Here is a 25,446-nt window from a genome sequence, read left to right as displayed (position 1 = left end):
ACTACATTGATGATAATACATGTACTTTTGAAATAATTCCCTTTAAGTTATTTTCATCATCAACTACTGCAAGTGGAAATCTCGCTTCTGTAGCATCAGTTATAATATCAGTTAAAAGTGTATCAGGGCTTGTAGTTTTTATATCTCTAATCAATATATCTGAAAGTCTAAGAGATTCCCTTTGAGCCCTTAGAGCATCGTCAAGAGTTATAACTCCTTGAAATTTTGTCTTATCTGCTATTACATATGCACTTGATACGCCACTCTCTCTCATTACCTTTATAGCTATTTGAGGATTGTCTCTAAGTCTTACAAGGCTATTAGGTGTTATCATTACATTTTTTACAGATATTACCTGTGTCTTGTCTGCACTATCTATAAATTGTTTAACATAATCATTTTTAGGGTTAGATGTCATTTTCTCTGGAGTATCTACCTGTATAAGTTCGCCATCTTTCATTATAGCTACTCTATCTCCAATTTTAAATGCTTCGTTTATATCATGTGTAATGAAAATAATAGTTTTATCTAGTTTTCTGTGTATAGTTAAGAGTTCAAACTGCATATCTTTTCGAACAAGTGGGTCAAGTGCTGAAAAAGGTTCATCCATAAGAAGTATTTCAGGATCATTTGCAAGAGCTCTTGCTATCCCTACCCTTTGTTTCATACCTCCTGAAAGATTATTTATAGGTTTATTTTCAACACCTTCAAGACCTACCATAGATATCATTTCTTTTGCTTTTTTATGACGTTCTTCTTTGCTCATACCTTTTATTTCTAAACCATATTCTACATTTCCAATAACATCCCTATGGCTCATAAGACCAAAATTTTGGAATACCATAGATATTTTGTTTCTCCTATACTCCATAAGTTCATTTTTGTTATATTTACTTATATCCTTTTCTTCATAGAGTATATTTCCAGAAGTGGGTTTGTTGAGCATATTAAAACATCTAACTAAAGTCGATTTTCCAGAACCCGAAAGACCTATTATTACAAAGATTTCTTTTTTCTTAACTTCTAAAGATACCTCCCAAAGAGCTATTGTAGTTTTAGTCTTTGCATAAACTTCGTCCTTGGTAAGTCCAGATTTTTTAAGCTTTAAGGCTTCTTTCTTTTCATTTCCATAAATTTTTGATAAGTTTTTTACCTTTAGTAGTGTTTCTCTATTTTCTATATCATCTTCTATATTATTGGACATCTGTTTTCACCTCATTTTTATTAACAAGTCCTTGAGTAAGTCTATCTAAGACTACTGCTATTATTACAACTGCAGTACCAGAAACTAGACCTCTTCCTATTTCTACTCTATTAACTCCAAGTAACACTTCCATACCAAGACCCGTGGCACCTATCATAGATGTTGTAACTACCATGGATATAGCCATCATTAGGGTTTGGTTTACACCTGTCATTATTGTAGGTAAGGCTTGTGGTATTTGTACTTTAAATAGAGACTGAAAGGTTGTGGAACCAAATGATTTGGAAGCTTCCACAATTTCTTCATCAATTTGTCTTATACCAAGATTTGTAAGCCTTATTATAGGAACTACTGCATATATAGTAGTAGCTATTACAGCTGGAGCTTTACCTAATCCAAAGAAAAGAAGTGCAGGTATAAGGTATACAAATACGGGCATAGTTTGCATAGTATCTAGTATTGGTCTTATTATACTATTTCCCCTATCACTTGTTGAAAGAAAAATGCCAATTGGAAAACCAATAAGGAGCGATATAAGGACAGAAGCTAGGATTATAGCTAAGGTTTCATTCATAAGATTCCAATAGCCTACCATCCCTATTAAAAATAGAAATCCTGTATAAAGTAGACCTGTAAGAAACTTGCCTGAGACTTTCCAACCAGCCAAGAATACTGCTATAAGAAGTACAAACCATGGTATAAAGTTAAGAACTGTTTGAATTGATGTTACAAGAGTTTTAAGAGCTTCTCTAATTACTTCAAAGAATGCATCATGTTTAACACTAAAGTTTCTTACTGAATCATCTATTGCCTTTAAGTTAATTGGAACTTTGAAAGGAAAATCATAAATCAAGTTTCCTTTTTTTTCATTTTCTTCTTCGCTTAAATAATTTCTCATCTTCTGCGCATCTTCTTTGTCTAACCATTCATCTAGGAGCTCATCGTGCTTGACTAAGAACCATTTAGCAGTTTCAATATAACTATCTCCTGTTTCTTGTATGTGAGCTAAACCTTCTGAGGTAAGGGCGCTTGATGTTCTATATTTTTCTAGAAAAGCTATAACTTTTTTATTTTCTTCATTTTCATAAAATTTATTACTTGTAGCTACCGTAACCTTAACTGCGGGAAGTGTTGTTTTACCTTGTTTTACTGTATCTGCGTTATAAGGTTTGTCATCTAATAAAACCATATCATAAAGTCCTAGAAGCCAAGTTGGTTCCCAGTAATATCCAGCTATTGGTTCTCCTTTTTCATATGCTGAAGTTATAGCTGCCGTAAGGGCTGCTTCTGAACCTGGTCTAAAGTATATAAAGTTTTCATCTAAACCATAATGTTTATATTTATTATAAATTATTTCATCTACTTCCCAGCCTGGAATAGAACCATACATTCTACCCATAGTAGGATTTTCTTCATCTTTAAATATTTCAGGATACTTTTTTAAGTCCCAAATATTTTTTAAATCAGGAGCACTAGCTTTAATTCCTCTCTCACTATCTCCTTCTATAACATATCTTGGTACATAGATACCTTGGTAGCTATCATTAAAGTTTATCCCAAGTTCTCTAAAATTCCCTGCATTTAGATCTACATCATAAGTTGCTAAATTGTCTGTCCATTCTTCCATATGAACATCAACTTCACCTTTTAGTAGAGCCTCATGTAGGATTGTACTTGAACCTGGAACTTCCGTAAATGAATATCCATAAAGTGCCTTGACAATAGTACCAGCTATAGCATTGTGAAGTTTCACACTGTCCCAACCTGGATCTGCAAATACTATTTTCTTATCTTCTGCAAATGAAGTACTTCCCAAAACACTAGAAAACAAGATTAAAATTATCATTAAAATACTTATCATTTTTTTCAAATTATATTTTCCTCCCTTTAGTCTAATTATTTACATTTTCATTTGCCTATAAAGAAAAATCATATATAAAATTACACATAATAGTAGTGAAATAAGCATTTTCCTGAAAATGAGTACAAAAAAACTATGGAGCACCATAGTTTTTAAAATTCAATGATATACTCCCCTTTTTGGCCTACGAGGTTAGCTGATGGATTAGAACAAAGGGTTGTTCTTCAAAATGATTCACCCCAAAATATTGGTTCCCCCGCTTCTTAAAAAAGAATTAAGCATTGTAATTTATTAAGTTGTAATCTTTCTTTTTTAAAATTATCACTTAATAAGCATATCACAAAATATGGGCTATTGCAAATGTGTCAAAATACACATTTTAAAATCCTATATAAAAAAACCCCCTTGATATAAGTTTTCTTTCTAATTTGGTATAATGATGTATGGAGGAAATTTATGAAAAAAAATATAAAAATATCAGTTAGAAATTTAATAGAGTTTGTTATGAGAAGTGGAGATATAGATAATAGTTTTAAATCTACAAATAGAGCTCTAGAAGGGACTCGTGCTCACCAACAAGTTCAAAAAGCTTATGGAAAAAATTATAAAGCCGAAGTTAGTTTAAAATATATATTTGAATATGAAGAATATAGTTTTGAAATAGAGGGTAGAGCTGATGGCATATATAGGCTTGAAAGTACTGCTATAATAGATGAAATAAAGAGTACAACGCATGATTTAAAAACTATAGAAAAAGACTTTAATCCTCTGCATTGGGCGCAAGCTAAAGTTTATGGATATATTTATAGTATCCAAAATGACTTAGAAAAAATAGATATACAAATTACATATTTTCATATTGAATCTGAAGAAATAAAGAAATTTAAAGAAGAGTTTACGCAAGAAAAATTAAAAGATTTTCTGATCTCTTTAATAGAAAAGTATATAGATTGGGCAAAACTGAGTTTTGATTGGGAATATATAAGGGATGAGTCTATAGAGAGTTTAAATTTCCCCTTTAAAACATATAGAAATGGGCAGAGAGAACTAGCAGTTGCAGTTTATAAGACAATAAAGGAAAAGAAAAATCTTTTTACTAAAGCACCAACAGGGATAGGAAAAACTATGTCTACTCTTTTTCCAGCTATAAAAGCCATGGGTGAGGGGAAAGCTAAGAAGATATTTTATCTCACAGCTAAAACTATAACTCGTGAAGTTCCAGTTAAATCTATGAATCTCCTAATTGATAGAGGACTAAAGATAAAGACAATAGTATTAACTGCTAAAGATAAGATTTGTTTAAATGAAGAGGTAAAATGCAATCCTCGGGACTGTAAATTTGCAAAAGGCCATTTTGATAGAGTAAATGATGCTATAATGGATATATTTTTAAATGAAGATTTGATAGATAGAGAAAAGATAAAAGAATACTCTTTAAAATATCACGTGTGTCCCTTTGAATTTTCGCTAGATATAAGTCTTTGGATGGATGTTATAATTTGTGATTACAATTATGTATTTGATCCACAGGTTTATTTAAAGAGGTTTTTCGATGACTTAAGTTATAACTATGTATTTTTAGTAGATGAAGCTCATAATTTAATAGATAGATCTAGAGAAATGTTTTCAGCTACATTAAATAAAGAAAAATTTTATGAATTAAGAAATAAATTTAAAGGAAAACATGTATCGATAAAGAAAAAGATTAGAAAAATAGATAGATTATTTGATAGTTTAAAACAAGAAAGTAATATAGTAGAGAACTTTAAATCAAAACAAGAATTTACAGAGTTTTACTTTCCTTTAAAATCTCTATTAACATCACTAGAACCTTGGCTTATAGAGGAAAAGGATGATCCAGACTATGAAAAGGTAATAGAAGTTTATTTTGATATAGTAAAGTATTTGAAAATATCTGAGTTATATGATGAAAACTATATAACAGAGGTAAAAATACAAGAAGATGGGATGAGGTTAAAACTGTTTTGCGTAAACCCTTCATCCCTTCTAAGGGAATCTCTTAAAAGAGGGGTATCTAGTATATTCTTTTCAGCTACCTTAACTCCTATAGATTATTATAAAAACTTACTTGGTGAAGGCGAACAAGATTATCATATAAGACTTACTTCTCCTTTTCCAAGAGAAAACTTATCCTTACTCATAAGAGACAATATATCTACTAGATATATTGATAGAGAAGAAAGTTATAGGACGATAGTAGAAGCTATAAAGACTTTTACTTCAGTAAAAAGGGGAAACTATTTCATATTTTTCCCATCCTACCTATATATGAAGAGAATATATGAAATATTAGAGTATGATGGCTTAAATATTCTTCTTCAAGAACAAAATATGAATGAGAAAAATAAAGAAGAATTCTTAGAACAATTTAATAATGATGATGATCTTATAGCATTTGGTGTTCTTGGAGGCATGTTTTCTGAGGGAATAGATTTAGTTGGAGATAAACTTATAGGTGCTGTAATAGTAGGGGTAGGTCTGCCTGGAATCAGTTTTGAAAGAGATATTGTAAAAGAATATTTTAATGAAACTACTCGTAAAGGTTTTGACTATGCATATACTTATCCTGGAATAAATAAAGTTCTTCAGGCGGCAGGAAGGGTTATAAGAACTGAACAAGATAAAGGAGCAATTCTTCTTATAGATGATAGATTTGGAACTACTAAGTATAGAAAGCTTTTCCCCCAAGAGTGGAAGAGTAGTGAATCGGTTAAAAATAATAAAGAATTGAGTATAAAATTACAAAGATTTTGGAATAAATAGTAATGAAAAAGATAATTTAGGGCTAATATAAAGTGGGAAGTTTATTAATCTAGGGCTAAAATGATTATATAAATAATTATGTTCTTAGAATAAAAAACTTTTCATTTTTTATTTTTTAAAAATACTTAGTCGACTAACAAACAAATATTGACATTGAATAAAAAATAAGATATCATAATAATAGTTAGCCGACTAAGTAAAATGGGTAAAGGAAGTGAAAATATGATTGATAAGGATTCTTTGTACTTTGCATTTTTAAATGTAGCAAGAGTACATTATTATCGAACACATATACTTTTAAGTGAAATAGGGATATATCACGGTCAGCCGCCTTTGTTATTCACATTAGAAAAAAGTGATGGTTTAAGTCAAAGAGAGATTGCAGATATATTAAAGATAACCCCCTCTACTATAAATGTAATGTTAAAGAGGATGGAAAAATCAGGTCTATTAATTAGAAAACAAGATCTTAAAGACCAGAGAGTATCTAGAGTGCATTTAACATCAGAAGGCAGAGATATATGTAAAAAGGCAAAAGAAGCTATTGAAGCTTTATCAGAAGAGTGTTTTAATGGGTTTTCTTTAGAAGAAAAAGAAACTCTTAAATTACTTCTTCAAAAAATGGGTAACAATCTAAAAGAAAAATCAGAAAAGAATGAGGTGAAAGGGTGTTAAAATTATTTAAGGAGTTTAAACCGTTTACTATATCTTTAATCTTAATTGTAGCTTTATTATTTTCTCAAGCTATGGCAGATTTAAGTTTACCAGATTATATGTCAAATATAGTAAATGTAGGTATACAACAAAATGGTATAGAGAACTCAGTGCCTGAAGTTATTAGAAAAAAAGAGATGGAAACGATAAAGTTGTTTTTAAAAGATGATGAACTAGAAGTTTTAGATAATAATTATAGGCTTATAAGCAAGGAAAACTTAGAAGAAAAAGAGTACAAAATTTTGCAGAAAAAGTATGAAGTATTAAAAGATGAACCTTTATATGTTTTAGAAAATAAAGACAAGACTCAAATAGAAAAGATGGATAACTTCTTAGCACGTTCTATATTAGCAGTAAATGCAATAAAAAGTGGGGAGGTACCTTTTCCTAATTTACCAGATGGAGTAGATCCATTTACAGCACTTGGAAGTCTACCTCAAGAACAGCTTGAAATGATAAAATTAGAGATAGATGAAAAGTTTGAAACTTTACCAGAAGCAATGATAAATCAATCAGCTATAGTTTATATCAAAGATGAATATAAAGCTATTGGAATAAGTATTCAAAAAATCCAATCAAATTATATTATCTCAATAGGAGGTATCATGCTTCTTATTGCATTTTTAGGTATGTTAGCTGCGATAGCCGTAGGTTTTTTATCATCAAAAGTTGCATCAAAACTTAGTAGAAATTTAAGAGATAAGGTTTTTACTAAAGTCTCTAGCTTTTCAAATAGTGAGTTTGACAACTTTTCAACTGCTTCACTTATTACCAGAAGTACAAATGATATACAACAGATACAACAGTTTACAGTTATGATGCTTAGAATGGTAGTTTATGCCCCTATACTTGGTATTGGAGGAGTTATAAGGGCTATAAGGACAAATGCTTCTATGGCTTGGATAGTAGGAGTTGGAGTAGGTGGAATCTTAATACTCCTAATAGCAATATTTAGTGTGGCAATACCTAGATTTAAGAGAATACAAAAACTTGTAGACAAGGTAAACCTTGTAATGAGAGAATCGCTTACTGGTATGCTTGTTATAAGAGCTTTTAATACAAAAAAATATGAAGAAGAAAAATTTGATCGTGCAAATGAGGAGCTTACAAATACGAACCTTTTTGTATCTAGAATAATGATAACTCTTATGCCTACTATGAATCTTATAATGAATGGAGTTATACTTCTAATCGTATGGGTAGGCGCTAAGGAAATATCCAATTCAAATATACAGGTTGGAGATATGATGGCATTTATGCAGTATGCAATGCAAATTATTATGTCTTTCTTGATGCTATCTATGGTATCTGTCATACTTCCTAGGGCATCTGTATCAGCTGGAAGAATTATGGATATATTAAATACTGAAGTTTCAATTAAAGACCCTCAAAATCCTAAGACTATAGATGGAAAAACTAAAGGTCTTATAGAATTTAGAAATGTAGGTTTTAAATATCCAGGAGCAGAAGAATGTGTTATAAAGGATATAAATTTTACTGCAAAACCTGGTGAAACTGTTGCTTTTATAGGAAGTACTGGAAGTGGAAAGTCAACTATTATAAATTTAATACCAAGGTTTTATGATGTTACTGAAGGTGAAATTTTACTTGATAATGTTGATATTAGAGATTTAAGCCTTCATGACTTAAGAAACCGAATAGGTTATACTCCTCAAAAGAGTACTCTTTTTTCAGGAACTATAGAAAGTAATATAAAATATGGGAAAAATGAAGATATAGATTATAAAGCTGTATTAGAAGCAGTTGAGACATCTAAGTCTAAAGAGTTTATAGATGGAAAAGAAGATGGTCTTAATACAGAGATATCTCAAGGGGGTACAAATGTATCAGGAGGACAAAAACAAAGACTTTCAATAGCTAGAACAATAGCTAAAAAACCTGAGATTGTTATATTTGATGATAGTTTTTCAGCACTAGATTTTAAAACAGATGCTAGTTTAAGACTTGCACTAGATGAAAGATTAAAGGAGAGCACAATTTTAATAGTAGGGCAGAGAATAAACACCATTAAAAATGCCCAAAAGATTATAGTTTTAGATGAAGGAAAGATAGTTGGTATGGGTACACATAAACAACTTTTAAAGACTTGTGATGTTTACAAACAAATTGCTCTATCCCAATTATCAGAAGAGGAGCTTGCTATATGAAAGAAAAAAATATAAAAACTGAAAACAAACCAAGAGGTGGGGGTGGAATGGGTGGCCCTATGGGTGGACATATAGGGGCTGCTACTGAAAAACCAAAAGATTTTAAAGGGACATTTAAAAAACTCTTGACATATTTAAAGCCATTTAGATTAAAATTAATCTTTGTAGTTATATTTGCCATAGGTAGTACTATATTTGCTATATTAGGACCTAAAATTCTTGGTAAGGCTACTACAAAGATATTTGAAGGAGTAATAGAAAAAATCACCGGAGTAGAAGGTGGAGGGATAGATTTTGAATATGTAAAAAATATAATATTTATCTTGTTAGCCCTTTATGCCTCATCTTCATTATTTGCATTTATACAGGGCTTTATAGTTACAGGAGTTGCTCAAAAGGTATCCTACAATTTAAGAAATGAGATATCTGAAAAGGTAAATAAACTACCCCTAAAATACTTTGATAAAGTATCTCATGGTGATGTATTATCTAGGGTTACAAATGATGTAGATACAGTGAGTCAGTCATTAAATCAGAGTTTAAGCCAGATTATAACTTCATTTACTACCATAATAGGTGTCCTTATAATGATGGTTTCCATATCTTGGCAAATGACTTTAATAGCTCTTTTAATCTTACCTGTTTCAGTTCTACTTGTAATAAATGTAGTAAAGAGGTCACAAAAATACTTTACTAGGCAACAAGAATCTCTAGGTAAGGTAAATGGACACATTGAAGAAGTATATGGTGGTCACCAGATTATGAAAGCTTTTAATGCTGAAGGAGAAGCAGTAGGAGTTTTTAGAAATATAAATAACGAACTATATGATTCGGCTTGGAAATCTCAGTTTCTTTCAGGACTTATGATGCCTATTATGAGTTTTGTTGGTAATCTAGGATATGTAGGAGTTTCCATTCTGGGAGGATGGTTTGCTATTAGAAAAACTATAGAAGTAGGAGATATTCTTTCATTTATTCAATATATAAGAAGCTTTACTCAACCTATAAATCAAGTAGCCCAGATATCAAATGTACTTCAATCTACAGTTGCTGCATCGGAGAGAGTATTTGAGTTTTTAGAAGAAGATGAAGAAATATTAGAAACAAAGAATCCTATTGAAGTTAAAACTATAGAGGGAAGAGTAAGTTTTGACAATGTAAAATTTGGTTATGATAAAGAAAAAATTATAATAAATGATTTTACAGCACATGTAAATCCTGGACAAAAGGTAGCTATCGTGGGTCCCACAGGGGCTGGTAAAACTACTATAGTAAAACTTCTTATGAGGTTTTATGAACTAAATGGAGGTAGTATATCTATAGATGGCCATGATATAAAAGAATTTTCAAGAGAAGATTTAAGATCAAATTTTGGTATGGTACTTCAAGATACCTGGCTATTTAAAGGTACTATAATGGATAATATTAGATATGGAAGACTAGATGCTACAGATGAAGAAGTAATCAATGCTGCAAAGGCAGCTCATGCTCATAGATTTATTCAAACATTACCTGAAGGATATAATATGGTTATAAATGAAGAAGCCAACAATATATCTCAAGGACAAAAACAGCTTCTTACAATAGCTAGGGCTATATTAAGTGATCCTAGACTCTTGATACTAGATGAAGCTACATCTTCAGTAGATACTAGAACAGAAGTGTTAATACAAAAAGCTATGGAAAACTTAATGCAGAAGAGAACTAGCTTCATAATAGCTCACAGACTTTCAACTATAAAAAATGCAGATCTCATACTTGTTATGAATGACGGTGATATAGTAGAACAAGGGAGCCATAATGAATTATTAGCAAAAGAAGGATTTTATGCTGAACTCTATAACAGTCAGTTTGAAGAACGAGCAGTATCTTAAAGATAAAAAAACAAGGAATATATATTCCTTGTTTTTTTATCTTTATATCTCATGAATTTCTTTATAAAAGAGAATCATCGCCCCAGCTGTAGTTCTTTCAGCTAAAGGGAGCCCACATTTAGCAAATGAGTAATATCTTTCATCTGAATCTTTAATATTTTTATGCTTTTTATAGATTCGCTTAGATACTCTTGCGTTAAATTCTACATAATCTTCATAACGATCCATTATATGCACACCTCTATCTACTCTAAAAGTATCCATATATCTATAAGTTTTTTTAATATAATTTTCATATTGTCTATGATTATCTAAGAGTCTTATATTTATATGTTGAGGTACTGTCATATCCTGAATTATATGAAGAGCTGAGCCAAGGTAAAAAAGAGACTCGCTATCTTGATCTTCTCTCCAAAGGTCTAGAGCTTTATTATAATATTCTACTCCAACATCCATTGCACTTTTCCTACCATACATCCCTTTCTTCTTTGAAGGGTCATAAAAATGATTAGAACTTTTAAAATCTTGATCGGTCCATACTGCACCGTTATTTATATCTTCTATATAATGATTAAAAAAAGATTTTTCTTTAAAATATTCATCATTTTTAAGGATTTCAATGCTTTGTACATTGATAAATTTATGAACTTCACATTTTGTCTTTATAATTGTTTTTTTAATAGGATTTGCTAAACTAAATAATCCACCTAAAACCCTATCATAAGTTAATTCCATATCTTTCATAATTATCACCTTTTATTATTATACCCAAAAGAGAAAAAAATCATATGAAAAATAAAAAAAACCAAGTAGTTTTTTAAAACTACTTGGGAAATATTTTAATATTAATATACTTTTCTTCCAGAAGTGAATTTACTACTGTAGTATGCAGAATTTATGCTGTCAGTTGTTACACCTTTACGAGCATTTGCTGCATGGATAAATTGACCATTTCCTATATAAATCCCTGCATGACTAGGTCCTGCTTTATAAGTATTACTAAATATCAGTAAATCTCCTGGTTCAAGTTCAGATTTACTAAGTGTTGTACCAATACCTGCTTGAGAGGTAGTAGCACGTGGGATACTTATTCCTGTTTGCTTATATACATACTGAGTAAATCCAGAACAGTCAAATCCTGATGGACTAGAACCACCAAATACGTATCTAGAACCTAAGTATCTTTTAGCAGTATTTATTATATTTATAGTAGTGCTTTTACCAGAATCATTTCTGTTTGGTTGAGCACTTGGTTTACCTGCTGCTATTTTACCACTTAATACATTGTTTATAGTCTTTACTGTAGATGGACCTACAATTCCATCAACTGATATTTTTTGAGCTCTTTGAAAACTCATCACAGCTGATTTGGTTCCAGCACCAAATGAAGTATCTATTGATGATCTATAGTGACCTAGTTTTTTAAGTACTAATTGTAATTGTTTTACATCTGCTCCTTGTGAACCTTGTTTTAGAGTTCTTTTATATGATAATTGATTAGAAACATTACCTGCTGGACTTGGTGGGTTACTAACTGGCTTTGATTGTGCATTACCATTTAATTTATTTTTTAAAACCTTTACTGAAGCAGGACCAAATGATCCATCTACAGCTAGTCCATTAGCTTTTTGAAATTTTTTAACTGCAGTTTGTGTAATGCTCCCAAAATATGTAGTATCTTTTGTATGAGTAAAAAAGTTTAATTTTCTTAAACCTTGTTGAAGTTCTTTTACATCACTATGGTTTACCCCTTGATATAATGCTCTATCTCCTAGAGCAGCTTCAGAAGCAGTACCTCCTAGAGTTATCATTCCCGCTATTGTACATGCTACTATAGTATTTTTTAGTGTTTTCTTTTTCATTGGCAAATTAGCTCCTCCTTTGAATCAGTTCTTAACTTTTAGTGTCGAGTTGGTATCTTCTTTTTATAGTATATTACAAAGTAGTTAAAAAAGAAAGCCTTTTTTGTAACTTTTTTGTAATTATTTAACATATTTTTTTAAAAATCAAATTAACCCTTATGTTTAGAGGGCTAGAGTGATATAATATTTTAGAATAGGAGTGAAGAAAAATTGAGTAGAAAAAGTAAAATAGTACAAATAAAGATAGAGGATACAATATTTCCAAATAAATCTATAGGTATATATGAAGATAAAAAGGTAATATTTAAAGGCGGTATAAAAGGACAAATTGTACTTGTAAAGTTTAAAAAGAAAAGAAAAGACTATATTGAGGGAAAACTTTTAGAGGTAATAGAAAATTCTCCCCTAGAAAAAAACCTTACAAAATATGGAGAGTATGATCTAGGTCCTTGTCCATATGGAACTCTTTTATATGAAGATGAACTAAAACTAAAAGAAGAGCAAGTATTAAATTTATTTAAAAAAGAAAATATAGATGGGTTTGAATTTTTAGGAGTAGAAAGAAGTCCAAATGAATTTGCTTATAGAAATAAGATGGAATATACATTTGGAGATGAATTTAAGGGAGGGCCTATAGTTTTAGGACTTCATAAAAAGGGAAGATTTTATGAGATAGTAGATACAGATGGTTGTGATTTAGTAGATAGTGATTTTACATCTATAAGAAAAACAGTAATGAATTATTTTAGAAGTATAGATTCTTCTTTCTATAATAAGAGAAATCATGAAGGGTTTTTAAGACATCTTGTAATAAGAAAAGCCCTTTCAACTGGAGAAATCTTAGTAAATCTTGTAACTAGTAGTCAAGATAGTTTAGATAAAAAGAGCTTTCTAAATGAATTATTAAATTTAAAAGAATTAAAAGGTGAAGTAACAGGAGTTCTTCACACTATAAATGATGGACTTGGGGACACTGTAAAGGCTGATAAGATAGATTTATTATATGGAAGGGACTATATAATAGAAGAGATACTAGGACTTAAGTTTAATATTTCCCCCTTCTCATTTTTTCAGACAAATACCTTTGGAGCTGAAAAACTTTATTCTATCGTAAGAGAATTTATAGGTGAAGAAAAGAAAGATATAGTTTTTGACCTCTACTCTGGAACAGGAACCATAGCGCAAATAATCTCGCCAATAGCAAAAGAAGTAATAGGTATAGAAATAGTAGAAGAAGCTGTAGTAAAGGCAAGAGAAAATATGAAACTAAACAATCTGGAAAATATAGAGTTTATTGCAGAAGATGTTTTTAAAGCAGTAGATAATCTAGATAAAAAACCAGACCTAATAATAATAGATCCCCCAAGAGATGGAATACATCCTAAAGCTATAGAAAAAATAATAGACTTTAGTCCTAATAGATTTGTTTATGTATCATGTAATCCGGTAACGCTTGTAAGAGACTTAAAAGTGTTTAAAGAAAGAGGATACAAAATAGTAAGGATGAAGATGATGGACATGTTCCCTAGGACTCCTCACGTTGAGGCAGCAATTCTGATGACGTATTGTGGTTCGGAGGAGGAACAATAAGGATAGACCACAACATATAGTGGTTTGAGGGTGATTTTAGAGCAAAAAATGAGTGAAAAAACACCTCGTTTTGACCCCGTTTTTAAAGGTGTTTTATAGATGACATATGGTAATTTGAGTGATGACATGGTAGAAATGAAGAAAACAGGGTGGATAGATTGAATAATAATCTGATGGATTTTGGTGGGATAGTTTTTATTTTGGATCTCCTTGGTTTGCAACTTGGTTCACTCAAGATACAGAAGCAATAGGGAAAATTGTAACTGCTTTGCGCATTGATGCTTTTGCTCAAATTCCATTGGCAGTTAGCTTTATTTTTGCAGGAGCTTTACAAGGATCTGGTAATACTAAATCTTCTCTTTATAGTACAGCTATCGGGATGTGGGGTATACGAGTTTTAGGTGTAAAAATGGGAATAGATATTGCAGGGGTATGGATATCTATTCTTATTGACTTCACTATTCGTTCTGTCTTTTTGACTATTCTATTTAGGGATAGAACACAAAAAGATGTTGAGCTTAACGATATTTAATGAAATAATTTAAAACCACTCTTTTATGGTACTGTAACCGTAAGCAGGTGGTTTTAAAATGTTTCAAATAATTATTAAAAAATACTTGAATAAATGTTCATATGACTATTGACATATGAGAACAATAATAATATAATAAACATACAATATATGAGTAGTTGCTCAAGTGTTCAAATGAAATACTTTAAAAAGAGGTGATAATATGAGTGAAAAACTTAATTCAATTGAAAGATGTGACTGCAATGTAATTCATGAGGATATTGTAAATCAAGTCAGAGATAAAATGCCTCAAGAAGAAAGCCTTTACGATTTAGCAGAATTATTTAAAGTATTTGGAGATTCAACACGAATCAGGATACTATGGGCTTTGAATGAAGCTGAAATGTGTGTTTGTGATATCGCTGTATTGCTTAACATGACACAATCAGCAATTTCGCATCAATTACGAGTTTTAAGGCAAGCTACTCTAGTGAAAAACAGAAAAGAAGGTAAAGTGGTATATTATTCTTTAGATGATAATCACATAAAGCATATATTTGACCAAGGTTTAATTCATATCAATGAAAAGTAATAATGCAATAAAATAGGATGTTTTTTCAGAATAATTGAATGTCTATTCAAGTATTCACATAAGATAAGCAATGTTTTAAGAAAATTTGAAAAAGACTTGGAGTAAATATAACAAAATAATAAATAATATTTAGGGGGACTTAATAATGAAAAAAAGATTTATACTTGAAGGTATAGAGTGTGCAAATTGTGCAGCAAAAATGGAGAATGCTATTAATAAGCTTGATGGTGTGAAGGAAGCCACTGTAAACTTTATGACACAAAAACTTGTTATTGAAGGTGAGGATGAAAAAATGCCTATAATTGTACAAGAAGCAGAAAAAATCGTTAAAGATATTGAATCACATGTTGTTATGAAAAAAGCTTAAAGGAGTTGAGGTAGCATGAAAAAACGAATTTGGAGAATAATTATTGGTGCAGTGGTGTTTGCTGCAGCAATAATTATAAATATTGAATGGTTACAGATCGCTATGTTTGTAATCAGTTACGTTATTGTAGGTGGGGATGTAGTAAAAAGAGCTGTAAGAAATATTTTTAAAGGTCAAGTTTTCGATGAAAACTTTTTAATGAGTATTGCAACAATTGGTGCATTTTTAATCGGTGAGTATCCTGAAGGTGTTGCAGTTATGCTGTTTTATCAAGTTGGAGAACTGTTTCAAAGCTATGCAGTTGGTAAGTCGAGAAAGTCAATTGCAAGCCTTATGGATATTCGACCAGATTATGCAAATGTTAAAAAAGGCGATGAACTTGTTAGGACTGACCCAGATGAAGTACAAATTGGAGATATTATTGTAATTAAAGCAGGAGAAAAAATTCCCCTTGATGGCAAGGTAATTGAGGGATATTCAATGATTGACACATCAGCTCTTACTGGCGAGTCTGTCCCTCGTGAAGTAGAAGTTGGAAGTGATATCCTAAGTGGCTGCATCAACATTAATGGAGTTATTACAGCAGAGGTTACCAAGGAATTTGGAGAATCTACTGTAAGTAAAATTCTTGATTTAGTTGAAAATGCAAGTAGTAAAAAATCCAATTCAGAACAATTTATTACGAAATTTGCGAGATATTATACACCAGTTGTGGTTATAATTGCAGCCTTACTGGCTATTATTCCACCTCTTATTATAGAGGGGGCAACCTTTAGCGTCTGGATATACAGAGCATTAGCATTCTTAGTAGTTTCTTGTCCGTGTGCTTTAGTTGTTTCAATTCCTTTAAGTTTCTTCGGTGGAATAGGCGGAGCCTCAAGGAAAGGTATTTTAGTCAAGGGGAGTAACTATTTAGAGGCATTAGCAGAAACTGAAATTGTTGTTTTTGATAAAACTGGAACATTAACGAAAGGTGTATTTAATGTACAAGAAATTCATCCAGAAGGAGTTTCCAAAGAAGAGCTACTTGAATTAACTGCATATGTGGAAAGCTATTCCAATCATCCGATTTCGCTTTCACTGAAACGTGCATACGGCAAAGAAATAGATAATGGACGTATTTCAGATGTGGAAGAGATATCAGGTCATGGTGTTGTTGCAACAGTAGATGGAAGAAAGGTTATGGCAGGAAATATCAAACTTATGAAAATGATGAATATTCCTTATTTCAAGGGAGAGCTGATCGGTACTGTTGTACATGTTGCTGTGAATAAGCAATATATAGGTTATATTACAATTGCTGATGAGGTAAAGCCAGATTCAGCACAGGCAATCAAGGAACTTAAAGCAGCTAATATTAAACAAACTGTCATGTTGACAGGTGATAATAAAAGTGTAGGTTCAAAAGTTGGTAAAGAGCTTGGTCTTGATAAAGTTTATGCAGAACTGTTGCCAGCAGATAAGGTTGAAAAGCTAGAAGAATTATTTTTGCAAAAATCTAAAAAAGGTAAAATTGCTTTTGTCGGTGACGGAATCAATGATGCACCTGTATTAGCTCGTGCAGATATTGGAATAGCAATGGGTGGTTTAGGTTCCGATGCAGCCATTGAAGCTGCCGATGTTGTAATAATGACTGATGAACCATCGAAAATTGCTACTGCAATGAGGATTTCTAAAAAGACATTAAAAATTGCAAATCAAAACATAGTATTTGCAATTGGAATAAAAATAATTGTTCTTATTTTGAGTGCTTTTGGATTAGCTACTATGTGGGCAGCTATATTTGCAGATGTAGGTGTAACTATCATCGCAGTACTAAATGCTTTTAGAGCTTTGAATGTAAAGAATCTATAACAGTACAAAAAATGTTTTTTAATCGCTGATTAAGAGTGTAACATATCTTGAACAGCGATTTTGCTACAACCCTTTTCGCAAATAGATTTATATAATGTTTTTGTAATATTGATAATAAAAACGAGATACTAAAGATACTAATTAAAGAAAGAGGTGGTATCTTTATGAAAGAAAAACAGTAAGAACTTATTCTTGAAGGCTTAAATTGTGCAAACTGTACCAAAGTTGTTTAAAGAGCATTTAAGAATATCGGTAGAGTTGGAAGTTTTTGATGGAAATTTTCTAATGACAATTACAACTGTTGCACATTTATTATTAGAGAATATCCTGAAGGTGTTTCTGTAATGTTATTTTATCAAGTAGGAGAATTCTTTCAAGATGTGGCTGTTAATCGCTCGAGGAAGTCTATCTCAGCATTTATGGATATGAGACCAGACTACTCAAGCCTTAAGGAAGGGGAAGAGATAAGAAAGGTATCCCCAGAGCAAGCTAAGGTTGGAGATAAAATAATCATACAACCTGGAGAAAAGGTTCCATTAGACGGCAACATAGTGAAAGGAAAATCTATTGGTTGATACTTTAGCGTTAACAGAAGTATCAGTTCCACGAACTGTACAAAATGGGGATACAGTTTTAGGTGAGTTTATAAATAACAATAGCCTTTTAACAATAGAAGTTACAAAGGAATTTGGGCTAAGACAAAAGGTGAGAAGTCTTAGCTGGAAATACTAAGTTAATGAACAAAGAAAATATAAAGTTTGAAATACTTGACTTAGTAGGTACTGTGGTTCATATAGCAATAGATAAAGAATATGATGGGTATATTGTAATCTCAGATGAAGTTAAAGAAGATTCAAAAAAAGCTATTAATAAGCTTAAAGAAATTGTAGTAAAAAAGACTGTTATGCTTACTGGAGATGCTATATCTGTTGGTGAAAAGGTAGGAGAATTTTTAGGTATAGATGAGGTGCATGCGGAACTTCTTCCAGACCAGAAAGTTGAACAATTAGAAAGGTTAGATAAAGCTAGATCAGTTAAAGAGAAACTCGCTTTTGTTAGAGATGGCATAAATGATGCACCAGTTCTAGCAAGAGCAGATATAGGAATAGCTACTATGTCGGAAGCTGTTATTGCAGATGTAGGTGTTTCTATCCTTGCTATTATAAATGCTATGAGGATTATGAGAACTAAAGATAAATTATAAAATATATTAAACTAGAAAGGATGTAATCAAAATACCAGCAATCACACCTATGACAATTCCGATGGTAGATAGCCTACCTTTCCATGTCTCTCTGGCATTTGGTAGAGTTTCACTGCAAATTATGTATAGAATCATTCCACTAGCAAATGCAAGACTTATACTGATTACAACAAGTGAAATTTTACTTATTATACCTCCAAGTAAAGCTCCTAAACCCATCGGAATTGAAGTTATAATAGATATGATAATAAGAGAAAATGTGCTTAGGTTACTTTCTCTAAAAAAAAGCCCTATTGCAAGTCCTTCAGGTATCCCATGTAGTATTAAAGCTATAGCTAGATGAATGCCTTTTATTGGAGAAGTTGATAATAAAGATCCTAGTGCAATACCACTTGGGATATTGTGTATTCCTATAGCTATGGCCATAAAGATGCCCGCTTTCATAAATCTGTTCTTTTTATTATCAAAAGTAGAAATGTTAACGTGATCTAGTTTTCCATCTAATAATACAGCTAAAATTAGTCCAAAAGTAATTCCAATTAAAGCTACATAAATACTGCCTGCCTCAAATGACTCTGGAAGTAAGTCAAAACAAACAATGGATAACATCAATCCACCAACAAAACCAATTACAGTTCCTTTAAAGCGTCTCCCCCTATTTTTAATAAAAAATGAGAATAAAATACCAGTAAGAATTCCCATTCATGCTGTAAAATAGCCCGAACCCACTGTAATTAGTATTGTGTTCATAATTTTACTCATATCATTATCACTCCCAAAATATTTTATATCTATTTACATTATTACTATAAGTTTAAATTAAGAACAATAATTAATGATGATATTGTATAATGGTTATGATAATTAAATGGCGCTAATAAACAATTTTGATACAATGAATATGTGAACAACAAATATTCAAGTATAGTTAATATAAGTAATTAGTATATACGCTTAAAATATCTGTAATAATATTGAATGAAGATGAAGTATGAGATTAGAAAATTTATTAAAAAAATAAGGGTATATTTACTAGATTAGTACCTAAAATAATTGGAGGGAAATTATGTTTTATATCTTATTAGCTATTATATTATTATTTATTGACCAGTATACCAAGTATCTAGCAGAACTATATCTTAAGCCAATTGGTTCATATCCTTTAATACAAGATATATTTCACTTAACCTATGCAAGAAACACTGGAGCTGCATTTAGCATATTACAGAACAAACAAACTTTTTTAATAATTATATCATCGATTGTTGTTTTAGGTCTAATATTCTATTTAATAAAAAACTTAAGAAAAGGTATGTTTCTATTCAACTTATCTCTTGTTTTTATAATATGTGGCGCACTGGGAAATTTAATTGATAGGGTTAGATTAAATTTTGTAATTGATTTCTTTAGCTTTACATTGATAAATTTTGCAATTTTTAATTTTGCAGATATATTTATAGTTTCAGGCACAATATTGTTATCATATATGATTTTGTTTCAAGAATTTAAAAATGTAGAATAATACCAAAAATACAGGTTGCTTCTTCTTGTTGAAATCTAATCTAGATATGATAGGATAGAAATAGGAAAACAAGTTTGGAAAGATGGAATAATAATCTGATGGTCTGGAGGAAACTTTATATAATGTGCATCAGTAGAAAATTATGAGTAGTTAATAGAATCTATACTGTTAGATTGTATTGTACTCATGTTCATATTATGGTAGAATAAACATATCAACATATATTGATATGTTTATTCTTATTAAGGATGAATTTTACTTTATTGCAAGAAACGATATTGATTCAAAAAATACTAGACAATTACTTGAGTATGATAATAGTTTCAGTTGGGTTAATTGTATGTCTGGGTTTATTTAGGGGGTAAAGTTATGCAAACTATTGATGAGCAAATTGAAGTATATACAAAATTTTTTCATGGATTATCAAATCCCACGAGATATAGAATTATATTATCCTTATTAGATGGTCCTAAAAATGTTGGAGAATTGACAGAGGACATTGGGTGCTCCCAAAGTCTTATATCAATGCAATTGCAATGCTTAAGGTGGTGTAACTATGTGAAAGCATTAAGGGATGGGAAGAATGTTTATTACTCTATTTCAGATGAAAGAGTATTAGCACTAGTTCAGCTAGGGCAATCTATAGCTGATGGAAATACAGATAAAATATGTACTTGTGAAATTTTAAAAAATGAAAAGTATGTTGAAAACAAGGAGGGCTAAAATGAGTGGAAATTCAAAAGACTTTGATTTAATTATTATTGGAGGTGGCTCGGCAGGGTTTGCTGCAGCAATTAAGGCTTCTCAGTTTAATAAGAAGGTTGCAGTTGTTGAAAGTGGAGTAGTTGGAGGAACATGTTTAAATGTAGGATGTGTGCCTACCAAGAACTTGCTAAGAGCAGCAGAAGTATATCATTTTGGAAAAGAGAACCCTTTTGCGGGCATCAATATGAAACAAGTAAGTTTAGATTTCAAAGAGATTATTATGCAAAAAGATAATCTGATTGCAGAGCTAAGAAAAGAAAAATATATCGATATTTATGAAGATGACAAAAATATCACCTTACTTAAAGGTAAGGCTGAATTTATTAATCAAGATACCATCCGAGTAAATGAAAAACAGTATAAGGCTTCTAAATATATAATTACAACTGGTTCTAGATCTTCTGTTGCTAAAATTGATGGATTAGAATGTGTAAAATACTTAACAAATATTGAAATTATGGAGTTAGATAAGTTACCTGAAAAATTAGTTATTATAGGTGGTGGCTGGATCGCTGTTGAGTTTGCTCAAATGTTTTCTATGTTTGGTTCAAAGGTTACAATTCTACAAAGAAGCGGAAGAATAGTTAAAAATGAAGAACCTGAAGTTTCTAAGGCCTTAGAAAAAGCACTAAAAAATCAGGGAATAAATATTGTAACAGATCTTTCGTTTCAAAAAGTGTATGAAGAAAATAATAGGAAATATGTAACTGTTATAAAAGACGGGAATGAACAGACTTTTGAAGGTGACCAATTATTAATAGCCACAGGGAGAACCCCAAACTCTGACAACATGGGGCTGGAAAAGGCAGGAGTAATAGTAGATGAAAAAGGTTTTATAAAAGTTAATGAATATCTACAAACATCAAATCCTAATGTTTATGCAGCTGGTGATGTTATAGGAAACTATATGCTTGTTACAGTAAATGCCCATGAAGGTTCAGTAGCGGGTGAAAATGCTACTCAGAACAATATAAGAAAACCTAACTATAAAGCAGTTCCCCATGCAATATTTACTAATCCTCAGGTGTCATCTGTAGGACTTAAGGAAGCTGAAGCTATAGAGTTAGGATTTAAAGTTGATAGCAGGTCTTTAGATATGGAATTAGTTCCAAAAGCAGCTACAATTAGAAATACTCAAGGATTTGTAAAGATGATTATTGATAAAGACACTAAGAAGATTCTGGGGGTTCATGCAATAGGTGAGTTAGCAGCAGAGATTATCCAAGAGGCAACTTTAGCAATACAATTTGATCTCACAAACACTGATATATCGAATACTATACACGTATACCCTACTATGTCAGAAGCAATAAAACTTGTTGCACAATCCTTTGATAAGGATATGAAAAAACTTAGCTGTTGTGCTGAATAAGTAAAGGGGGATGACAATCAATGATAATAAAAGAAGAGTTTAGTTTTGAAAGTAAATCTTGCTGAGGGAGTAAAACAGAATCTGCCAGTATGGTAGAAAAAAATAATTTATGCCCTGTATGCGGAGAAGAAGGCAAACTTGTAAAAAACATAACTGTAAAGCATATGGTAATTGATAAGGTTAAAGAACATGTTGGAGATAATGACTATTATTTATGTATGAACGAAGCTTGCTCTGTTGTATATTATGGTCAAGAATCTGATAATAGATTTGATAAAAAAGATGTGAAAGAACCTATTTGGTTTAAAAATGATGCTAATCCTAAATATATATGCTACTGCAACAAAGTTACAGAAGATCAAATTATAGATGCTGTTATTAATAAAGATGCAAAAAATATGAAGGATATAATAGTATTAACAGGTGCAATGAAAAATGGTAAATGCGAAACTAAAAATCCATTAGGAAAATGCTGTAGTCCAATTATACAAGAGGCAATAAAAAAAGGTCTAGAAATAAAAGAAACCCTAAATAAGCATAAGACTAATTCTTCTTATGTTGTGTTGTAAAAACACAAAAGAAAAATTGATACAAGCATTGTCCTAACCAAATGATTAGGTGTTTATATTTAATGATACATTAAGACATGATTTTGCTCTGATTATCTGCGACAGTGAAAAAAATGTTTAATAGGTTGTATTTAATTAGTAGAAAATGAGCATAGTTTTTATCTTTAGAATTAAATTAAAAACGTCAACAGCACTGAGATGCAAAAATCTTGGTGCTGTTGTTTTATATAAGTAAAAAACTAAATATAGAAACACAAAGAGGCGAAATCTTAGGTTAACTTATGCTATTCAAAATGGTGCAGGACTTAAAGGTTAAAGGGAAGAGCCAGTTTCAGCTACTGATGGATTTACCACCAGAACATAAGGCAATATGGTTTGCAGGTGCAGCTAACTACTGAACGAGCAATGGCATCAGTTCTATCTACAGTATTGTCAAAATTGGTACAATCCTAAAGATTGAATCCTTTGAAATGATGCTTAGTGCAGGTCGTTCAAGAAAAATATCATTAGTACTCATCATTCAATCTTTTGCACAGCTTGATAAGAACTATGGAAAAGAAGGCAGTGAAATTATAACTGAAAACTGTCAGCTTTCTATCTTTGGCGGATTTGCTCCTAACTCAGAAACTGCTTATGTTCTATCTAAGGCATTATTACATTAAAAAAGTATTTTTGACCCCTTGACTCTGTACTTAGGTACAGGCATTATAATGATGATATAACTTGATTGATTAAATAATTTAAGGGAAAGATATAGTCTATTGATGTAGCTAATGGAATAGTGCTATTCAATTAAAAGTGGTAATTGTAATAACTTAAAATGAAAGGAGAACAATGAAATGTCAGATGTAATTCTTAGAGTGGAATGTTTGCACAAAGTATTTCCAATATCAAAGGAACGACAAGTGAAAGCTGTGCGTGATATTAGCTTTGAAGTCCAACGAGGAGAAATTTTTGGTTTTTTAGGACCAAACGGAGCTGGTAAAAGTACAACAATTAGTATGGTGACAACTCAGTTAGAACCTACATCAGGTAAAATCTTTATTGATGAACAATCAATTTTAGAAGACCCTGCTCTAGCACGTAGAAAAATAGGCGTAGTTGCTCAACATAATAATCTGGATAGAGGATTAACTGCAAGGGAAAATCTAATATATCATGCCAAATATTTTGGGATAGATGATAAAACGGCAAATAAAAGAGCTGATGAGTACCTTGATAAGTTTGGACTTACCGAACGACAAAATGATTATGTGAGAAGTTATTCAGGAGGAATGGCACAACGCTTAAAAATAGCTCGTGCTATTATGCATAACCCTGATATTTTATTTTTAGATGAACCAACAACTGGTCTAGATCCTAGTTATAGATCTATATTATGGGAACAAATGCTAGCTTTAAATAAGGCTGGAACCACAATATTTCTTACAACTCATTATATGGAAGAGCCAGAACAACTTTGCGATCGAATTGCTATTGTTGATAAGGGAGAGTTAAAAGCTATTGGAAGAGTTGAAGAATTAAAAGCACTAATTCCTAGCAATAATATTATTTCGATAAAATTAGCCAATCTTGATCCGAAATTTGCTGAACAGGCTAAGACCTTACCCGAAGTAAAAAATGCTGCGATTAAAAATGGCGTACTACTTCTATATATGAAGCATAATAAACCTGATTTCAATCAGATTTTAGAATGGGTGAATAAATTAGATTCACCTTTACAAAATATAAGCTTAAGTGCAAGTACACTTGATGATGTATTCATACATTTAACTGGAAAGGGGAGTGTAGAGCATAATGAAAACAAATGAGATAAATAATAATTCGAATTGGATAGCATTTAAAACTATGGTCAAACGTGACTTAGTAATTCAAGCAAGGGATAAATGGGAGTTTGTATTTCGTGTAGCCATGTTACCTTTTGTATTAATTCTTCTTTACGGATATATCTTACCAAGAGTTGGAATTGTTGCACCAACTTTCCCAAATCAGATGTTTCCTGGGATGGTGGGCATGAGCATTTTGGTAACGGGAATCCATGGTACAGCAGTTCCTTTAACAATGGATTTTAATATGTCTAGAGAAATAGAGGATCGTTTACAAGCACCTGTTAATGTAAGAGTGGTGGCTTTTGCCAAGATGTTTGTAGGAATTTTGGAATCATGGATTGGTGGATTGATAGTATTGCCAGTATCCCTACTATTTATGGCCAGTTCTCTAGATATAACAATAAACACTCAAAGTATCCTAATGCTTATTCCAATATTGATACTTGCTGCTATTTGCTCAGCAACTCTTGGTCTTTTGGTCGGTACAATAATAAAACCAAGCCAAATTGCAGCCATGTTCCCAGGCTTCTTAATGCCTTTGGTTTTCACAGGAGCTATATTCTTCTCTTGGAATGCATTAAGTGCAACACCAATTATTCAAAAGCTAGTTTTAATAAATCCTTTATTATATGTTAATGAAGCATTAAGAGCAGTTTTAACACCACAAATCAGTCATATGCATTTGATATATAGTATATCAGGAATAATCATAAGTTCACTTATAATGGGTTATTTTGGAGCTAAAAGATTTGCTCGTATGTCAGGTGGGAAATGGTAGATAATCATTTTTAATATAATAAAATT

At 31.3% G+C, this 25,446-nt stretch carries 23 protein-coding genes, 1 pseudogene and 1 riboswitch; of the genes and pseudogenes, 19 read left to right on the top strand and 5 right to left on the bottom strand.

The annotated features are described in order from the left end of the window. Position 1: 1 nt before the first annotated feature. Together TICRE_RS02190 and TICRE_RS02185 are read right to left on the bottom strand one after the other, a co-directional pair. The gene (locus TICRE_RS02190; protein ID WP_075724680.1) at positions 2-1,204 is read right to left on the bottom strand and encodes a quaternary amine ABC transporter ATP-binding protein; all 1,203 of its coding nucleotides are present in this window, start codon (positions 1,202-1,204) and stop codon (positions 2-4) included. Next, on the bottom strand, positions 1,194-3,065 hold the full coding sequence (locus TICRE_RS02185; protein WP_084191752.1) for a glycine betaine ABC transporter substrate-binding protein: 1,872 nt from the start codon (positions 3,063-3,065) through the stop codon (positions 1,194-1,196). Before TICRE_RS02185 ends, TICRE_RS02190 begins: the two co-directional genes overlap by 11 nt. Before the next feature lie 166 nt (positions 3,066-3,231). Further along, positions 3,232-3,356: riboswitch (cyclic di-AMP (ydaO/yuaA leader) on the bottom strand. 165 nt (positions 3,357-3,521) lie between these two features. On the opposite strand from TICRE_RS02185, the gene TICRE_RS02180 reads away from it, so the two are divergent. The 4 genes from TICRE_RS02180 to TICRE_RS02165 all read left to right on the top strand — a co-directional run bounded on the left by TICRE_RS02180 (position 3,522) and on the right by TICRE_RS02165 (position 10,605). After that, a complete protein-coding gene (locus tag TICRE_RS02180; RefSeq protein ID WP_075724676.1) occupies positions 3,522-5,849 on the top strand; it encodes an ATP-dependent DNA helicase in 2,328 nt (775 codons plus the stop codon). Between the two features lie 222 nt (positions 5,850-6,071). After that, positions 6,072-6,524: a MarR family winged helix-turn-helix transcriptional regulator gene (locus TICRE_RS02175; protein WP_075724674.1), complete on the top strand. Its 453-nt coding sequence runs from the start codon at positions 6,072-6,074 to the stop codon at positions 6,522-6,524. Continuing rightward, positions 6,518-8,731 (top strand): ABC transporter ATP-binding protein, encoded by a 2,214-nt coding sequence (locus TICRE_RS02170; protein ID WP_075724672.1) that lies wholly within the window; start codon positions 6,518-6,520, stop codon positions 8,729-8,731. The genes TICRE_RS02175 and TICRE_RS02170 overlap by 7 nt, the downstream gene beginning before the upstream one ends. Then, complete coding sequence (locus TICRE_RS02165; protein WP_075724670.1) at positions 8,728-10,605, top strand: ABC transporter ATP-binding protein; 1,878 nt, start codon at positions 8,728-8,730, stop codon at positions 10,603-10,605. The genes TICRE_RS02170 and TICRE_RS02165 overlap by 4 nt, the downstream gene beginning before the upstream one ends. Before the next feature lie 42 nt (positions 10,606-10,647). On the opposite strand, the gene TICRE_RS02160 is transcribed toward TICRE_RS02165, so the two are convergent. Continuing rightward, on the bottom strand, positions 10,648-11,349 hold the full coding sequence (locus TICRE_RS02160; protein WP_075724668.1) for a zinc dependent phospholipase C family protein: 702 nt from the start codon (positions 11,347-11,349) through the stop codon (positions 10,648-10,650). A gap of 101 nt (positions 11,350-11,450) precedes the next feature. Next, a complete protein-coding gene (locus TICRE_RS02155; RefSeq protein WP_143583009.1) occupies positions 11,451-12,467 on the bottom strand; it encodes a C40 family peptidase in 1,017 nt (338 codons plus the stop codon). Between the two features lie 210 nt (positions 12,468-12,677). Here TICRE_RS02155 and rlmD point away from each other — a divergent pair, with 210 nt between their 5' ends. The 8 genes and pseudogenes from rlmD (at position 12,678) to TICRE_RS13365 (ending at position 18,585) form a co-directional block, all read left to right on the top strand. Continuing rightward, a complete protein-coding gene (rlmD, locus tag TICRE_RS02150; RefSeq protein WP_075724664.1) occupies positions 12,678-14,057 on the top strand; it encodes a 23S rRNA (uracil(1939)-C(5))-methyltransferase RlmD in 1,380 nt (459 codons plus the stop codon). A 211-nt stretch (positions 14,058-14,268) separates the two neighbouring features. Then, a pseudogene (locus TICRE_RS02145) lies at positions 14,269-14,589 on the top strand (MATE family efflux transporter); the annotation flags it as partial. 202 nt (positions 14,590-14,791) lie between these two features. After that, entirely contained in the window at positions 14,792-15,160 is a 369-nt protein-coding gene (locus TICRE_RS02140) for an ArsR/SmtB family transcription factor (RefSeq protein WP_075724660.1), read from the top strand. Positions 15,161-15,305: 145 nt separating this feature from the next. Further along, complete coding sequence (locus TICRE_RS13590; protein WP_233120123.1) at positions 15,306-15,527, top strand: cation transporter; 222 nt, start codon at positions 15,306-15,308, stop codon at positions 15,525-15,527. 15 nt (positions 15,528-15,542) lie between these two features. Further along, a complete protein-coding gene (locus TICRE_RS02135) occupies positions 15,543-17,381 on the top strand; it encodes a heavy metal translocating P-type ATPase (RefSeq protein WP_233120122.1) in 1,839 nt (612 codons plus the stop codon). Between the two features lie 344 nt (positions 17,382-17,725). Then, entirely contained in the window at positions 17,726-17,956 is a 231-nt protein-coding gene (locus tag TICRE_RS13375) for a P-type ATPase (protein ID WP_075724658.1), read from the top strand. Beyond that, a complete protein-coding gene (locus tag TICRE_RS13370; protein ID WP_198927464.1) occupies positions 17,949-18,113 on the top strand; it encodes a hypothetical protein in 165 nt (54 codons plus the stop codon). Before TICRE_RS13375 ends, TICRE_RS13370 begins: the two co-directional genes overlap by 8 nt. 4 nt (positions 18,114-18,117) lie before the next feature. Continuing rightward, positions 18,118-18,585 carry an HAD-IC family P-type ATPase gene (locus TICRE_RS13365; RefSeq protein ID WP_075724656.1) on the top strand — a complete coding sequence of 156 codons (468 nt, stop codon included), beginning with the start codon at positions 18,118-18,120 and terminating at the stop codon, positions 18,583-18,585. 6 nt (positions 18,586-18,591) lie between these two features. Here the strand turns inward: TICRE_RS13365 and TICRE_RS02120 are convergent, their stop codons facing one another. Further along, positions 18,592-19,287, bottom strand: coding sequence for a ZIP family metal transporter (locus tag TICRE_RS02120; protein ID WP_084191748.1), 696 nt, complete (start codon positions 19,285-19,287; stop codon positions 18,592-18,594). A gap of 364 nt (positions 19,288-19,651) precedes the next feature. Here TICRE_RS02120 and lspA point away from each other — a divergent pair, with 364 nt between their 5' ends. From lspA to TICRE_RS02085, 7 genes are all read left to right on the top strand, one after another. Next, the gene (lspA, locus tag TICRE_RS02115; RefSeq protein WP_075724652.1) at positions 19,652-20,107 is read left to right on the top strand and encodes a signal peptidase II; all 456 of its coding nucleotides are present in this window, start codon (positions 19,652-19,654) and stop codon (positions 20,105-20,107) included. Between the two features lie 369 nt (positions 20,108-20,476). Then, positions 20,477-20,830: an ArsR/SmtB family transcription factor gene (locus TICRE_RS02110; RefSeq protein ID WP_075724650.1), complete on the top strand. Its 354-nt coding sequence runs from the start codon at positions 20,477-20,479 to the stop codon at positions 20,828-20,830. Between the two features lies 1 nt (position 20,831). Further along, positions 20,832-22,244: a mercury(II) reductase gene (gene merA / locus TICRE_RS02105; protein WP_158016385.1), complete on the top strand. Its 1,413-nt coding sequence runs from the start codon at positions 20,832-20,834 to the stop codon at positions 22,242-22,244. Positions 22,245-22,264: 20 nt separating this feature from the next. Next, on the top strand, positions 22,265-22,813 hold the full coding sequence (locus TICRE_RS02100; RefSeq protein ID WP_332881333.1) for a Csac_0668 family 2Fe-2S cluster-binding (seleno)protein: 549 nt from the start codon (positions 22,265-22,267) through the stop codon (positions 22,811-22,813). A 410-nt stretch (positions 22,814-23,223) separates the two neighbouring features. Further along, positions 23,224-23,475 carry a TraM recognition domain-containing protein gene (locus TICRE_RS13360; RefSeq protein ID WP_332881334.1) on the top strand — a complete coding sequence of 84 codons (252 nt, stop codon included), beginning with the start codon at positions 23,224-23,226 and terminating at the stop codon, positions 23,473-23,475. A gap of 177 nt (positions 23,476-23,652) precedes the next feature. Further along, on the top strand, positions 23,653-24,624 hold the full coding sequence (locus TICRE_RS02090; protein ID WP_075724646.1) for an ABC transporter ATP-binding protein: 972 nt from the start codon (positions 23,653-23,655) through the stop codon (positions 24,622-24,624). Further along, positions 24,611-25,420: an ABC transporter permease gene (locus TICRE_RS02085; RefSeq protein ID WP_075724644.1), complete on the top strand. Its 810-nt coding sequence runs from the start codon at positions 24,611-24,613 to the stop codon at positions 25,418-25,420. Before TICRE_RS02090 ends, TICRE_RS02085 begins: the two co-directional genes overlap by 14 nt. The last annotated feature ends 26 nt before the right edge of the window (positions 25,421-25,446 follow it).

The sequence above is a fragment of the Tissierella creatinophila DSM 6911 genome (assembly GCF_001940565.1).
Classification (GTDB): domain Bacteria; phylum Bacillota; class Clostridia; order Tissierellales; family Tissierellaceae; genus Tissierella_A; species Tissierella_A creatinophila.
This window is presented reverse-complemented; position numbering and strand designations above follow the sequence as displayed.